Below are 15,100 nucleotides of genomic sequence, written 5' to 3' on the forward strand. Positions count from 1 at the left end.
CCGCCCTCAGAGCACCGGGCGCTTGTCGCCGCGGCGCATCAGGATCAGGTGCACGGTGAGCGACATCGTCAGGAACACGGATGCCAGCGGGATGAGCATGTCCGCCGGCAGGCCCGCGGCGAGCGCCGCGCCGCCGGTCGCGCTGCCGATCGCCGAGCCGAGCATCATGGCGCTGGTGTTCAGCGCGACCACCAGGGCGACCGAGTCCGGCGCCAGCATCGCGAGTCGCGACTGCAGCGAGACACCCGATCCTCCGTTGAACGTGGCGGTGCCGAAGAACCAGACCAGGATCGAGACGACACCCCAGACGCCGGTCAGAGCGAGGCCCGCGGTGCCGAGGAGCATGAACCCGATCAGCGCGATGATGATGATCGTGATGACGGGGTCGGGGCCGTGGCGGTCGATCGACCGGCCCGCGATCATGTTGCCGAAGAAGCTGAACACTCCGTAGCCGAACAGCACGCCGACCATCGCCAGGCCCAGCCCCGTGCGCGGGCCGATGATCAGCGCAGCGTAGGTGAAGCACAGGTAGCTGGCTGCCATCAGTCCGGTCGGCACCAGCAGCGCAGTCAGGATCGGTCCGCGGGTGAGCGGCTGCAGCGTCTCGCGCAGCGGCAGCGAGGGCAGATGCAGTTTGGGAACGAAGGCGAGGATGCCGATCAGCGCGACCGTGCCGATGCCGGCGACGATGAACAGCGGGATGCGCCAGTTCGCCTCACCGAGGAGCAGCCCGACGGGCACGCCGAGGGCGGTGGCGGCGAGGAAGCCGCCCATCACGATCGACAGCGCCCACCCGCGGCGCTCCGGCGGAGCGATCGCGATGACGTAGGCGGCGACGACCGCGCTCAGCAGCGCCCCGCCGATCGACGAGATCATCCGGCCGGCCATCGCCCAGGCGAAGTCGGGCGCGATGCCGACGATCACGTTGCCGACCACGAACACGGCGAGCGAGATCGCGATGGTGCCCCTGCGCTCGAACCGGCCGGTGAGGGCGCCGAGCACGGGGCCGGCAATGGCGCTGGTGAATGCGAACACGCTCATCAGCTGTCCCGCGGCGGCCTCGGAGACGCGCAGATCGCCGGCGATCTGCGGCAGCAGACCGGTCAGGACGTAGCCATCGATCCCCATCGAGAAGTTGGCGAGGAACAGCCAGAGCAGAGCGCCGAGGCCTGCGGCGCGCCCGGCGTCGCGAGTTAGTGAGTGCACCGAACTATCAAACCAGCATCCTCCGACGTCGGCGCTTGCGCTGGTGGCTTCGTCCGCGGAAGGGCGTGCCCACCACCGCTCCGGTCTCACTCGATGCGGGTGCGGGACCGAAACACCCGCAACCGTTGGGACCGGAGCAAGGAGGGGAGTCAGCGCACCGTGAAGCCGGCCCGCAGCAGGACCTCCTCGCGCGACGAGGGACCCACCAGCAGCTCGAAGTCGCCGGGTTCGACGACACGTCGCCCCCGGGCATCCACGATCGAGCAGTCCGCCACGGGCACCTCGATGCGCACCCGCTGCGACTCGCCGGGCTCGAGCGAGACCTGGCGGTAGGTCTTCAGCTCCTTGTCGGTCCAGCTCACGCTCGTGACCTCGTCGCGCACGTAGACCTGCACGGTCTCGCGCACCGGCCGCGAGCCGGTGTTCGCGACGGTGACCTCCGCCACCAGAGTGTCGTCCCGGCCGACCGACGACGACACCAGCCCGAGCCCCGAGTACTCCACGGTCGTGTACGACAGGCCCTCGCCGAACGCCCACGCGGGCGACTGGGTCAGGTCGGCGTAGCGGTGACCGTGCTGCCCGCGGATCTGGTTGTAGTACGTCGGCTGCTGACCGACGTGCCGCGCGAACGAGATCGGCAGGCGGCCCGAGGGCTCGATCGCTCCCGAGATCAGCTCGGCGACCGCGCGGCCGCCGTGCATCCCCGGGTTCGCCGCCCAGATCACCGCGGCCGCCTGCGCGGCGGATGCCGGCAGCACGAGCGGCTTGGAGGCGAGCAGCACGATCACGACCGGCTTGCCCGTGGCGATCATCGCGTCGAGCAGCGCGTTCTGCCCGCCGACGAGCTCGAGCGTCGCGGTCGAGCGCCCCTCGCCGACGAGCTCGATCCGGTCGCCGACGACGGCGACGATCACGTCGGCGGCGTTCGCGGCCCGGACCGCGTCGCCGAGCAGGCGCTCATCGGATGCCGCGGGCACCACCACCGGCGGGCGGGGCTGTCCATCGGGGAAGGTCGCGCCGAGCGGGTCGTCCTCGAAGGTGAGGATCTCGGCGCCCTGCGCGTATCGCACGGCGTATCCCTCGACGTCGCGAAGGCCGTCGAGCACCGTGGTGATCATCTCGCGCGGCTGCCCGTCCAGCCATCCGGCCTGGCCGGATCCGCCGGCCCAGTCGCCGAGCTGGTTCTGCGCGTCGTCGGCGAGCGGGCCGACGACGGCGACCCGGATCGGGTCGAGATCGCTCAGCGAAACTGCACCACCGCGCCGAGACCCGGGTGCTGCGCCCCCGTCTCGGCGCGGGCTTGCAGTTTCGGGAGTGGGAAAACCCGCAGCGCCCAACGGCAGCGTCCCGTCGTTCTCGAGCAGCACCAGCGAACGCCGCGCCACCTCGAGGTTCAGGTCGCTGTGCGCGCCGCTGCCCACGACGGCGCCGAGCTCGTCCGACGGCAGCCGCGGGTCCTCGAACAGCCCCAGGTCGAACTTCAGCGTGAGGATGCGCGCGACGGCCGCGTCGAAGGCGTCCGCCGCCAGCATCCCCTTCTCCACCGCCTCGAGCGCCCCCTCGAAGAAGTGCGGCGTGGTCATCGCCATGTCGTTGCCGGCCTTCACCGCCGCGGCGGCGGCGTGCGCGTAGTCGGGCTGCACGCGCTGCTCCCACACCATCCGGCCGACGTTGTCCCAGTCGGTCACGAGCGTGCCCGTGTAACCCCACTCGCCGCGCAGCACGTCGTTCAGCAGCCAGTCGTTGACCGTGATCGGCACGCCGTCGGTGGTCTGGTAGCCGAGCATGAACGTGCGGCAGCCCTCGCGGGCAACCCGCTCGAAGGGCGGCAGGAACCACGAGCGCAGCTTGCGCTGCGAGATGTCGGCCTCGCTGGCATCCCGCCCTCCCTGCGTCTCGGAGTAGCCGGCGAAGTGCTTCGCGGTCGCGAGGATCGCGGTGCGGTCGTCGAGGCCCTCGCCCTGGTACCCGCGCACCATCGCGCTGGCCAGCTCGCCGATCAGGAACGGGTCCTCGCCGAACGTCTCGTCCACGCGTCCCCAGCGCAGGTCGCGCGCGATGCACAGCACCGGCGAGAAGGTCCAGTGGATGCCGGTCGCGGCGACCTCCTCGGCGGTCGCCCTGGCGACCCGCTCCAGCAGATCGGCGTCCCAGGACGCCGCCATGCCGAGCTGCGTCGGATAGATCGTGGCGCCCGGCCAGAACGAGTGCCCGTGGATGCAGTCCTCGGCCACCAGCAGCGGGATGCGCAGCCGGGTCTGCCCGGTCAGCCGGTTCGCCTCCAGGATGCGCTCCGGCGAGGTGTGCAGGATCGATCCCGCGTGCCTGTGGTGCACCGAGTCGATGAGGTCCTCGCGGGCGTCGAGCTGCAGCATCTGCCCGACTTTCTCCTCGAGGGTCATCCGGGCGAGCAGGTCCTCGACCCGCTCGGCGGTGGTCAGCGATGCATCCTGGTAGGGCAGGGTCTCGGTCTGGGTCGTCATCTCTTCACGTTCTGTTCTGCGGCTGGCGCGGTGGCATCCGGCTCCGACCGGACGGCGGTGACGGCGTCGTTGACGTTCAGCCCCTTCTTCTTCATGGCACGGGCGCGCTCGCCCGCCGACCGCAGCCGCGGGTTGACGTACTCGTCGATGCCGAAGTTGATCAGTGCGAGGCCGACTCCCAGCAGCGAGATGCACAGACCGGCCGGCACGTACCACCACCAGTAGTCCGGGAACGCGCTGTTCTGCTGCGCCCAGAACAGGATGGTGCCCCAGTTCAGGTTCGACACCGGGATGACGCCGATGAACGCGAGGGTGGTCAGGCCGAGCACGGCCGCCGTCATCGTGCCGACGAAGCTCGACGCGATCAGCGCCATGAGGTTCGGCAGCATCTCGACGAGGATGATGCGGTGCAGGGGCTCGCCGTTGGCGCGCGCCGCCTGCACGAAGTCGCGGTTGCGCAGCGACATCGTCTGCGCGCGCAGCACCCGCGCGCCCCAGGCCCAGCCGGTGAGGCCGAGCACGATGGCGATGAGGTAGAGCGGCGGATCCTCGAACTGCGAGGCGATGATGATCATCAGCGGCAGGGCGGGCAGCACGAGGAACACGTTCGAGAGCGCCGACAGCGCCTCGCTCTTCCATCCGCGCAGGTAGCCGGCGGTCACGCCGACGACGACCGCGAGGACGGTCGCCAGGATCGTCGCGAGGAAGCCGACGACGAGCACGCCCTGGGTTCCGTAGATGAGCTGACTGAAGACGTCCTCACCGATGTGCGTGGTGCCCATCAGATGCTGGAAGGACGGCGGCTGCAGCGTCGCGTCCAGGTTCTGGGCGGTCGGGTCGTAGGGCGCGATCAAGGGGGCGAAGATCGCGACCAGCGTGAAGATCCCGAAGATGATGAGTCCGGCCGCGGACTTGCGGTTGCTGAACATCGCCATCGAGGCCGACAGCTGGGTCCAGAACGTCTTCTTCCTCGGGGCCGGATGGTCGGCGGTGAGCACCACCGCGGTCTCGGGAGTGCCCACACCGGCGGGCGGCACGGCCGCCGAGGACGTGTTGTCTGCAGGAGCGTTCATGGTCAGGCCTCCGTCTGGCGGGTTCGGGGATCGAGGATCGCGTAGACGATGTCGGCCAGGATGTTGGCGACCAGCACGGCCAGGACGAGCACCAGGAAGATGCCCTGCATCAGCGCGTAGTCCTTCGCGTTCGTCGCGCTGAGCAGCAGCAGGCCGATGCCGGGATAGGAGAACACCATCTCCATCACGATCGTGCCGCCGACGATGAACCCGAGCGCCAGGGCGAAGCTCTGGATCTGCGGGAGCACCGCGTTGCGCGCGGCGTACCGCCAGAGCACCCGGTTGTTCGGCATGCCCTTGGCCTGGGCGACCGTGATGTAGTCCTCGTCGAGCACGGTGAGCATCATGTTGCGCATGCCCAGCAGCCAGCCGCCGATCGAGGCGATCACGATCGTGAGCACCGGGAGCGCGGCATGCGAGACGACCTCGGAGATGAACTCGGCGTTCCAGCCCGGCTCCACGCCGACCTCGTAGGCGTGCCCGCCGGGAACCAGCCGAGCACCGTCGAGAAGATCGCGATGAAGATCAGTCCGAGCCAGAAGTAGGGCACGGTGCCGAAGAACGTCGTCACCGGGATGAGGACGTCCAGTCGCCCGCCGCGACGCCAGCCGACGATCGCACCGAGCACGGTGCCGACCACGAACGAGATGATCGTGGCCACTCCGACGAGTCCGAGCGTCCAGGGCAGCGCGGCCGCGATCGCATCGCCGACCGGCGCCATGCCGGTCGAGATCGACACCCCGAGATCGCCGCGCAGCAGCATTCCCCAGTAGTCGAAGTACTGCTGCCAGAGGGGCACAGAGCTGTCGACGCCGAACAGGGCGCGCAGCGCCTTCTCGGCCTCGGGCTGCAGCTGGCCCTGGCTGCGGGCCATGTACGCGGTGACCGCGTCTCCCTTCATCATCCGGGGGATGAAGAAGTTGATCGTGATCGCCGCCCACGCGGTGAACAGGTAGAACGCGACACGCCCGCCGATGAACCGCCACGGCACGCGCACTCCGCGTCGCTCGGCCGTGGTCGCGGTCGTGCCGACCAGCGTCGGGTCGACGGCGGCGAGCGCGGCCTGCGCGGGCGTCTCGTCCTGCGGGCTCCGGCTGGTGGGCGTCGTGGTGTCGGTGCTCATCGCGCGCCTCCTGTCGTCTGTGCGGACGGGGTTCGGAAGAACTCCTCCGGGTCGGGCGAGGCCGCGCGCAGCTCGCGGGTGTACGGGTCGCGCGGATGCAGGATGACGTCGTCGGCCGCGCCGTGCTCGACGACCCTGCCCTGGTTGAGCACCATGATCTCGTCGCTGAAGTGCCGCGCGGTGGCGAGATCGTGCGTGATGTAGAGCACCCCGAGTCCTTCCTCGCGCTGCAGGTCGGCGAGCAGGTTCAGCACGCCGAGACGGATCGAGACGTCGAGCATCGACACCGGCTCATCCGCGACGAGAAGTGCGGGGCGGGACGCCAGGGCACGGGCGATCGCGACGCGCTGACGCTGGCCGCCGGACAGTTCGTGGGGCCGCCGCTCCATGACGGCGTCCGGGTCCAGGCGCACGCGCTCCAGCAGACGTCGCACCTCGTCGTCGACCTCCTGGCGCGGGACGACCCTGTCCAGCCGCAGCGGTCGCTCGATGTGGTGCCGGATCGAGTGGTAGGGATTCAGTGACGCGAACGGGTCCTGGAACACCATGCGCAGCTGCTGCCGGTATCTGCGCAGCCCCTTCCCGCCGCGCGGGATGGGCTTGCCGTCGAGGAGCACCTCACCGCTGGTCGGGACCTCCAGCTGCGTGAGGATCTTCGCGATGGTCGATTTGCCGCTGCCGGACTGACCGACGAGGCCGATGGTCTGACGCGAGCGCAGCGTGAAGCTGACGTCGTCGAGAGCCTTGATCTGGCCCGATCCGCGGACGTTGTAGATCTTCGTCACGTTGGTGAACTCGAGGGTCGTCATCGGACCACCACTCCCTCTCTCCCGTCAGGCGCGGGAACGAGCGCAGCAGGCTGCGGGTGTACTCGTGCTGCGGGTTCGTCCAGATCTCCCTGGCCTCGGCGAGCTCGACGATCTCGCCCTCGCGCATGATCGCGATCCGGTCGCTGATCTCGAGCAGCAGGGGCAGATCGTGGGTGATGAAGATCACGGAGAACCCGAACTCGTGCCGCAGCTGCGAGATCTGTTTGAGGATCTCGCGCTGCACCAGCACGTCCAGGGCCGTGGTCGGCTCGTCCATGACCATCAGCTGGGGGCGCAGCGCGAGCGCCATCGCGATCATCACGCGCTGGCGCATGCCGCCGGACAGCTCGTGCGGGTACGAGCGAGCCCGCTGCCTGCCGACCTTCACGATCTCGAGCAGCTCGTCGACGGCCGCGCGGCGCTCCTTCCGGTTCATCCCCGGGCGGTGGATCACGAACACGTCGTCCAGCTGGGAGCCGATCGTCGCGACGGGGTTGAGCGCGTTCATCGCTCCTTGGAACACCATCGAGATGCGGTCCCAGCGGAACCGGCGCATCTGCTCGGCGTCGAGGGCGTGCAGGTCGATGTGCTCGCCGCTCTCGTCATGGAAGACGACGTCACCGCTGGTGATGACGGCCGGCGGCTTCAGCAGCCGCTGCACGCCGTAGGCGAGCGTGGTCTTGCCGCTGCCGCTCTCGCCGGCGAGGCCGACGATCTCGCCGCGCCGGATGTCGAGGGTGACGTTCGAGACCGCGCGGACGGGCGGATCCACGTCGTACACGACCGAGAAGTCGCGCACGGAGAGGAGGGATTCTGTCATGGGAAGAGTCCTTCGTTGCTTCGCTTCGACAGGCTCAGCGACCCAGCCGAGTGGGTCCCTGAGCCTGTCGAAGGGGCGACTACTTGACGGGCTTCAGCTTCATCAGCACCTGGACCGCCGACGGCTGAGTCGGGTCGGCCGTGGCGTACTGGTCGTCCTCGCTCGGCCAGCCCGTGTAGTTCCGGGTGTTGTACTGCGCCAGCTGCGGGTGGGTGCCGATCGGAATGGCCGGAACGTCCTCGACGAAGATCTTCTGGATCTTGTTGAGCGCGTCGGTGCGGGTCGCGTCATCCGATGCCTGCTGGTACTCCTTCAGCAGCGCGGTCGCCTCGGGGTTGTTGTAGCGCCCGAAGTTGTCCGACACCTTGCCGTCGACGGCCTGCTCGAGGTACGCCCCGTTCATGACGTCGTCGTAGATGTGCCACGGGTTGGAGCCGGAGCCCGACCAGTGCAGCGCGGCGTCGAAGTTGCCCGTCGCCATGTTGGCGAACCAGGTGTCGGCGTCGGGCGTGGCGACCTTGGCGTCGGCGCCGAGGGTCTTCTTGATCTGGGTGGCCACCAGCTGGATGCCGGTGACGTAGTCGTTCCAGCCCTGCGGGTCCTGCAGCGTGAACGAGACCGGCTTGCCGGACGGGTCCATCAGCGCGTCGCCCTTCCAGGTGTACCCGGCGTCGGTGAGCACCTGCTTGGCACCGTCGACATCGATGGTGAAGGTCTGGTCCTTGTACTCCGGAGCGATGTACTGGTCGCCGGTCGGCTGAGGGATGCCGGTGACGTTGGTCAGCTCGGGGCCGGCGTTGCTGCGTGCCTTCTCGGCATGCGCCTTGCGGTCGACCACCATGTTCACGGCCTTGCGGAACGCGACGTCGTTGAACGGCGCCTTGGTGGTGTTGACCAGCACCATGTCGGGGCTGAGCACGTTGGCGCCCCAGAACACGTTGTGCTTCGGGTCCTTGTCGACGTAGTTGGTCTGGTAGTCGGTGATGAAGATCTGCGCCCAGTCGGTCTCGCCGCTCTGCAGCGCCCGGAGCAGGCCGGTGTTGTCGTTGTACTCCAGGTACTTCAGCTGCGGAACCGGCACGTCGCCGCCCCAGTAGTCCTTGCGCGCGTCGAGCACGACACCCTGCGACGAGAAGGTCTTGATCGTGTAGGGACCGGTGCCGATGGCGTCCTTGACCGCGTCCTTCGACGGGTCGGCGATGTCCTTCCACTGGTGCTCGGGCACGATGCTGATCTGCAGCACGTCGCCCTGCTTGACGAACTTCGACTCGCTGAAGGTCATGACGACGTCGTCGCCGTCCTTCTTGATGTCGGCCAGCTTCAGACCGCCCAGGTCGAGCGCAGGCGTGTTCTTGATGAGGTTGAACGTGAAGACGATGTCATCGGCGGTGAAGGGCTCGCCGTCGTTCCACTTCACATCCTTGCGCGGGGTGACGGTGAGCTGGGTGTAGTCACTGTTCCACTCCACCTTCTCGGCCAGCCACGGCGTGGTCTCGTTCTTGCCGACCGGGTTCACCATCGCGAGCGGTTCATAGATCATGCGGTCGTAGCCGAGCGACATGCCCGAGCCGGTGCCGATGAACGGGTTGTTGATCTGCGTCGACAGGACGCCGGATCCGTCCGGCTTGGCGACGGTGAGCGCGGGCGAGGCGCCGGTGCTCTTGTCGTCCGAACCACCGCCCGACGAGCATCCGGTCAGCGCCATGGCACTGAGGGCGGCGATCGCGGACACCGCGATCAGGGTCTTCCTGAGCTTCATTGCATCTCCTTGGCACTGTCCGTTGTGCTGTAGGTCACCGGTGCGGGGGCATCCGGCTTTTCACTTACTTACGGGAAAGTAAGTTAGCGTGAGATTACTCATCAGTAAGCTGAACGCGCAAGTGCCGGACGGCGTCGAACGAGGAGGTGTGACCGGAACGTGACCAAAGAGAGCACCCGCACCCGCCGCGAGACGGAGCGCGCGCGCAAGCGCGTCGACATCCTGAAGGCCGCCGTCGAGACCTTCGGCACGAAGGGCTCGGCCAACGGCACCCTCGCCGACATCGCCCAGCAGGTCGGCATGACCCATGCCGGCGTGCTGCACCACTTCGGGTCGAAGGAGAACCTGCTGCTCGAGGTGCTCGAGTACCGCGATCGCACCGACGTCGAAGGGCTCGCCGAGAAGCACATCCCCGGCGGCCCCGACCTGTTCCTGCACCTGGTGCGCACCGCCTTCCTCAACGCGCAGCGTCCCGGCATCGTGCAGGTGTTCACCGTGCTCTCCGCGGAGTCCGTCACCGAGGGGCATCCGGCGCGGGAGTATTTCGAGAAGCGCTACCAGAACCTGCGAGACGACGTGGATGCCGCGTTCCGGGCGCTCTGCACCCAGGAGGGCGCGACCGATGAGGTCGCGATCGAGATGGCGTCCGCCTCGATCCTGGCCGTGATGGACGGCCTGCAGCTGCAATGGCTGCTCGACCCGAAGGCGATCGGCCTCGGCGAGGCCAGCGAGTTCGCCATCCGCTCGATCGTGAACGGCGTGCTGAAGCCCGGTCCCGCCCTCGGCGCCTACAAGCACTGACCTCTCCCTGGGTCCCCGAGCCTGTCGAAGGGCCCTAGGCTCGGTTCATGACGATCGACCTCGACGCGCTGTACACCGATCTGCACAGGCATCCCGAGCTGTCCTTCCAGGAGACCCGCACCGCCGGCATCGCCGCCGGGCACCTGCGCGACCTGGGCCTGGAGGTGCACGAGAACATCGGCGTCACCGGCGTGATCGGCGTGCTCGCCAACCCTTCGACCGGCTCAGGGACCCGAGGTCCGGTCGTCTGGGCGCGGGCGGACATGGACGCGCTGCCGGTCGAGGAGGACACCGGTCTGTCCTACGCCTCCACCGCGACCGGCGTCGACCCCGACGGCGACACCGTGCCGGTGATGCACGCCTGCGGGCACGACATGCACGTCACCGCGATGATCGGCGCCGTGGAGCGGCTCGTCGCCGATCGCGACAAGTGGAGCGGTACGCTCGTCGTCGTCATCCAGCCCGCCGAGGAGTACGGCGCGGGAGCCAGGGCCATGCTCGACGACGGCGCCCTCGACCGGTTCCCGCGTCCCGACATCGTGCTCGGCCAGCACGTCACCCCGCTGCCCGCCGGCGTCATCGGCGTGCGCCCGGGCCCGCAGATGTCGGCGTCCGACGGCCTGACCGTCACCTTCCACGGCCGCGGCGGGCACGGCTCACGACCGCACTCGACCATCGATCCGATCGTGATGGCGTCCGCGGCGGTGATGCGGCTGCAGACCGTCGTCTCGCGCGAGGTCGACCCGCACGACCTCGCCGTGGTGACGGTGGGATCGTTCCACGCGGGTACGAAGAACAACATCATCCCCGCCGAGGCGAAGCTGCAGCTCAGCCTGCGCTACCCCGACGAGGCGCTGCGCGAGAAGGTGCTCGAGAAGGTCGAGCGCGTGGTGCGCGCCGAGGCGCAGGCCTCGGGCGCGGAGCGCGAGCCCGAGATCAAGACGCTGCACACGCTGCCCGCGACGATCAACGACGCGGATGCCACGGCCCGTGCCGTCAGTGCGTTCCAGGCCGCCTTCGGCGAGGCATCCGTCATCGACCCCGGCCTGTTCACGGGCAGCGAGGACGTCTCATGGTTCGCGCGGGATGCCGGCGTGCCGCTGGTGTTCTGGTTCTGGGGCGGCACGGATGCGGCGACCTTCCGCGCAGCCGCCGAGGCGGGAACGCTGGAGCGGGACATCCCGACCAACCACTCGCCGTTCTTCGCGCCCGAGATGCATCCGACGATCGAGGTCGGCGTCGCGGCCATGGTCGCCGCGGCCCGGGAGTTCCTGGACTGATCCGCGGCGGGTCCGGCGCGGATCAGCGCGGCAGCACGACCGGCGTGCCGGTGTCGGGGTCGATCAGGATCTTCGAGCGCAGCCCGAACAGATCGGCCAGCAGCTGCTCGTCGATGATCGCGGACGGCGCTCCCTCGGCCACGATCCGCCCCTGCTTCATCGCGACCAGGTGCGAGGCGTAGCGCGCGGCCTGGTTGATGTCGTGCAGCACGGCGACGACCGTGCGTCCCGCGTCGCGCAGGCCGGTCACCAGGTCGAGCACCTCGACCTGGTGACCGATGTCGAGGAACGTGGTCGGCTCGTCCAGCAGCAGGATGTCGGTCTGCTGGGCCAGCACCATGGCGATCCACACCCGCTGCCGCTGCCCGCCAGAGAGCTCGTCGACGTGACGCTCGGCGAGATCCGTGATGCCGGTGGCGGCCATGGCCGACTCCACGGCGCTCTCATCGTCGTGCGACCAGCTCGACAGCACGCTCTGGTACGGATAGCGTCCGCGTCCGACCAGATCGGCGACGGTGATGCCCTCCGGGGCGAGCGGACTCTGCGGCAGCAGTCCCAGTCGCCGCGCCACCTGCTTGGTGGGCAGCCTCCAGATGTCCTCGCCGTCGAGCAGGACCGCGCCCGATCGCGGCGCCAGCAGCCGCGAGAGCGACCTGAGCAGGGTGGACTTCCCGCACGCGTTCGGGCCGACGATGACGGTGAGCTCGCCGTCGGGGATCGACACGTCGAGTCCCTCGAGCACGCCGCGACCGCCGTAGCCGGCGCTGAGCTGTTCGGTTCGCAGGTGGGTCATGATCGTCCTTCCCGGCCCAGACGGCGGCTCTCCCTGGCGAGCAGCACCAGCAGATATGCTCCGCCGATGCACACCGTGACCGCCCCGGTCGGCAGCGGCAGTCCCGGCAGCGCGTGCTGGGCGACGATGTCGGCCGAGAGCAGCAGCACGGCTCCGGTGAGCGCCGAACCCGCCAGATCCGCGGAGGCGCCGTGCCCGGTGAGACGCCGGGCGATCTGGGGCGCGGCGAGAGCGATGAAGGCGATGGGCCCGGCCGCGGCCGTCACCGCCGCGGTCGCGGCGACGCCCAGCAGCACGAGAAGCGCCTTCGTGCGCTCGACCGGGACGCCCAGCATCGCGGCGGCGTCGTCGCCGAGTTCGAGCCGGCGCATCCGCCGGGCCGCTGCGGGCAGGGCGAGTGCGACCATCGTCAGCACGATCGCGGCCGCGGCGAGCGTGTCGCCGTCGACCACGCTGAGCGATCCGGCACCCCATACCGCGGCGCGCAGCGCGAGGTCGACGTCGGCCTTGACCATGAACCACGAGTTCATCGCGCCGAGGAACGCGCCGACGGCGATGCCGACGATGATCAGTCGGAAGCCCTGAAGACCCTGCCGGAATGCCAGCAGGTACACGGCGGCCGCCGTCAGCAGTCCGCCGATCAGGGCGCCGCCGCTCAGGGCGGCGTACCCCGTGCCGCCCAGCAGCATCGCCACGACCACACCGGTGAACGATCCGGTGGTGAAGCCGATCACGTCAGGGCTGCCCAGCGGGTTGTGCGTGAGCGACTGGAAGACGGCCCCGGCGACGCCGAGCGCGGCGCCGAACAGCACGGCCGCGCCCACGCGCGGCGCCCGCCACTCCATCACGACCTTGTGGACGGCCGGTTCCGCTCCGCCGGAGAGCGCGGCGATGACCTCGCCGATCGACACCCGGTAGGACCCGAGCATCATCGCCCATGCGGCGAGCGCCACGACCACGAGGCACAGGAGTGCACAGACGACCAGCATGCGGCGCGTGGTGCGCACGCTGAAGGGTCCGGCACGCAGCACGAGTGGCCGGCTCACAGCGCCGCCGCCCTGCGTCTGCGCACCAGCGCGACCAGCACCGGGGCTCCGATGAGCGGCATGACCACACCCACCTGCAGTTCGGCGGGGAAGACGACGAAGCGCCCGATGATGTCGGCGCCGAGCAGCAGCACCGGCGACAGCACCGCCGAGTACAGCAGGATCCACGGCCAGTTCGGACCCGTGATCCAGCGCACGATGTGCGGCACGACGAGGCCGACGAAGACGAGCGGGCCGGCCGCCGCCGTCGCGGCGCCACACAGCAGGGTGACGGCCACGAGCACGCCGAGCCTGGTGAGCCCCAGCCGGATGCCCATCGCCCTGGCTGTGTCCTCGCCGAGCGCGATCGCGTTGAGCGGGCGGGCGCACAGCGCCGCGACGACCAGCCCGATCAGGATCGCGGGCAGGATGGCCGCGACCGTGCCCTCGGGGCGGTCGGCGATCGTGCCCGCTCCCCAGAACCGCATGCGGTCGAAGGTGTCGGTGTCGATCAGCGCGAGGGTCTGCGACACCCCGGTCAGCACGGCGGCCATCGCGACGCCCACCAGCGTGAGGCGCACGGGTGATGCCGCGTCGCGCACGCCACCGGCGATCGCGAAGACCAGCACGACCGCCAGCACCGCGCCGGCGAAGGCGAGCGGCAGGTACTGGTCGATGCGGGTGATCCCCAGCACCGCCACGCCGATCGCCACCGCGAACGCGGCGCCGGCGTTGACGCCGAGCACACCGGGATCGGCGAGCGGATTGCGGGTGAGCGCCTGGATGAGCGCCCCGGCGACGCCGAGCGCCGCCCCGACGAGCAGTCCGAGCAGCGTGCGGTCCACGCGGGACCGCGTGATCGTGGCGTGGCTGGCGGAGCCGTCCGGTGCTGTGAAGGCCTGCCAGACGACGTCGAGCGGCAGCATCGCCGAGCCGACGACCACGCTGAGCGCGAGCACCGCGGCCAGCAGGACGAGGGCGACGACAAGACCCGCGATGCGCCTCCGGGTTCGCGTCCTGGTGCGCACGCGGCGGTCCGCGGGCGCGGTCAGCGTCGGCGGCATCGTGCGGTCACTCCGGGTACTCCGTTCTGCGGCAGACGAGAGGGCGCTGCGGACGTCGACACGCTAACAGGCGCGCGGGGCGGGTTCTCACGCGGCGAGCGCTCCCGCCGGGTCGTCCGCGATGCGCGCCGTCGGCACTCCGGTCTCTCTGCTGAGGGCGCGGATCAGCCCGGCTCTGGTGGCGAATCCGGCGACGCGCGCCGCCGAGGTCACCTCCCCACCGCCGAGGATGTGCGCCACTGCCGCGTTCAGTCGCGCCCTCGTCCGCCACCTGGCGAACGGATAGCCGGTCTCGGCTGTGAAGATGCGCTGCACCTGGCGGGTGCTCATCCGGTGCCGTGCGGCCAGCTCGTTCAGTGGCCCTGCCGAGCGCACCGCATCGCGCGCCAGCAGTCGCGCAGCCGGATGCGTCGGATAGACCACGGGGAAGCGCGGGCGCGTGAGGTTCTCGAGCACGGCGCCCAGCGCACGGCGGAACGGCAGCACCTGCTCGGGAGTCGGCGGCGCCGCCACGAGCACGGTGGTCATGAGCTCGACGACGGCGGGCACGACGCCCAGCATCCTCACCGGTGCGGCCGGAGCCGCGTGGTCGTCGAGGAGCGGGCCCAGCACCATCCCGCCGTCGTGCACGCGCAGGGCGTGCGGAACGCGCGGCTGCAGCCACACCGCCTCATGCCGTCGCAGCGCGATCTCGGCGCCGTCCGCGACGAGCGTCGCCGAGCCCGAGACGACGTACACCAGGTGGGGTTCGTCGTGGACGTGCTCCTCGTGCCCGAGGAAGCGGATGGCATTCTCCGCGACGACGGATCCGAGCGCGGCGATCGGCATGGTCCCCTCCGGGAGATGTCCTGTCCGTCACCGACG

11 protein-coding genes and 2 pseudogenes are annotated in these 15,100 nt (G+C 69.8%); 2 read left to right on the plus strand and 11 right to left on the minus strand.

All coding sequences use genetic code 11. From position 1 onward, the window contains the following. Positions 1–6: 6 nt before the first annotated feature. The 7 genes and pseudogenes from L2X99_RS12680 to L2X99_RS12710 all read right to left on the minus strand — a co-directional run bounded on the left by L2X99_RS12680 (position 7) and on the right by L2X99_RS12710 (position 9,273). Complete coding sequence (locus tag L2X99_RS12680; RefSeq protein ID WP_236126421.1) at positions 7–1,206, minus strand: MFS transporter; 1,200 nt, start codon at positions 1,204–1,206, stop codon at positions 7–9. 149 nt (positions 1,207–1,355) lie between these two features. Then, positions 1,356–3,689: a glycoside hydrolase family 3 N-terminal domain-containing protein gene (locus tag L2X99_RS12685; protein ID WP_236135201.1), complete on the minus strand. Its 2,334-nt coding sequence runs from the start codon at positions 3,687–3,689 to the stop codon at positions 1,356–1,358. Next, complete coding sequence (locus tag L2X99_RS12690) at positions 3,686–4,762, minus strand: ABC transporter permease (protein WP_236126420.1); 1,077 nt, start codon at positions 4,760–4,762, stop codon at positions 3,686–3,688. Before L2X99_RS12690 ends, L2X99_RS12685 begins: the two co-directional genes overlap by 4 nt. A 2-nt stretch (positions 4,763–4,764) precedes the next feature. Continuing rightward, positions 4,765–5,759, minus strand: a pseudogene (locus tag L2X99_RS12695) (ABC transporter permease). Positions 5,760–5,881: 122 nt separating this feature from the next. Further along, entirely contained in the window at positions 5,882–6,694 is an 813-nt protein-coding gene (locus L2X99_RS12700; RefSeq protein WP_236126419.1) for an ABC transporter ATP-binding protein, read from the minus strand. A 13-nt stretch (positions 6,695–6,707) separates the two neighbouring features. Next, positions 6,708–7,514, minus strand: a pseudogene (locus L2X99_RS12705) (ABC transporter ATP-binding protein); the annotation flags it as partial. 79 nt (positions 7,515–7,593) lie between these two features. Beyond that, positions 7,594–9,273 (minus strand): ABC transporter substrate-binding protein, encoded by a 1,680-nt coding sequence (locus L2X99_RS12710; RefSeq protein ID WP_236126418.1) that lies wholly within the window; start codon positions 9,271–9,273, stop codon positions 7,594–7,596. 159 nt (positions 9,274–9,432) lie between these two features. Here L2X99_RS12710 and L2X99_RS12715 point away from each other — a divergent pair, with 159 nt between their 5' ends. Together L2X99_RS12715 and L2X99_RS12720 are read left to right on the plus strand one after the other, a co-directional pair. Continuing rightward, the gene (locus L2X99_RS12715) at positions 9,433–10,074 is read left to right on the plus strand and encodes a TetR/AcrR family transcriptional regulator (protein ID WP_236126417.1); all 642 of its coding nucleotides are present in this window, start codon (positions 9,433–9,435) and stop codon (positions 10,072–10,074) included. A gap of 47 nt (positions 10,075–10,121) precedes the next feature. Further along, positions 10,122–11,354, plus strand: a complete 1,233-nt coding sequence (locus tag L2X99_RS12720) for an amidohydrolase (protein WP_236126416.1) — start codon at positions 10,122–10,124, stop codon at positions 11,352–11,354. 22 nt (positions 11,355–11,376) lie between these two features. On the opposite strand, the gene L2X99_RS12725 is transcribed toward L2X99_RS12720, so the two are convergent. From L2X99_RS12725 to L2X99_RS12740, 4 genes are all read right to left on the minus strand, one after another. After that, positions 11,377–12,147: an ABC transporter ATP-binding protein gene (locus tag L2X99_RS12725; protein WP_236126415.1), complete on the minus strand. Its 771-nt coding sequence runs from the start codon at positions 12,145–12,147 to the stop codon at positions 11,377–11,379. After that, complete coding sequence (locus tag L2X99_RS12730; RefSeq protein WP_236135202.1) at positions 12,144–13,193, minus strand: FecCD family ABC transporter permease; 1,050 nt, start codon at positions 13,191–13,193, stop codon at positions 12,144–12,146. Before L2X99_RS12730 ends, L2X99_RS12725 begins: the two co-directional genes overlap by 4 nt. Next, positions 13,190–14,236 (minus strand): iron chelate uptake ABC transporter family permease subunit, encoded by a 1,047-nt coding sequence (locus tag L2X99_RS12735; protein ID WP_236126413.1) that lies wholly within the window; start codon positions 14,234–14,236, stop codon positions 13,190–13,192. The genes L2X99_RS12730 and L2X99_RS12735 overlap by 4 nt, the downstream gene beginning before the upstream one ends. A gap of 87 nt (positions 14,237–14,323) precedes the next feature. Further along, positions 14,324–15,064 carry a helix-turn-helix domain-containing protein gene (locus tag L2X99_RS12740; RefSeq protein WP_236126412.1) on the minus strand — a complete coding sequence of 247 codons (741 nt, stop codon included), beginning with the start codon at positions 15,062–15,064 and terminating at the stop codon, positions 14,324–14,326. Positions 15,065–15,100 lie beyond the last annotated feature (36 nt).

Origin of the sequence: Microbacterium sp. KUDC0406 (assembly GCF_021582875.1) — a bacterium.
GTDB lineage: Bacteria > Actinomycetota > Actinomycetes > Actinomycetales > Microbacteriaceae > Microbacterium.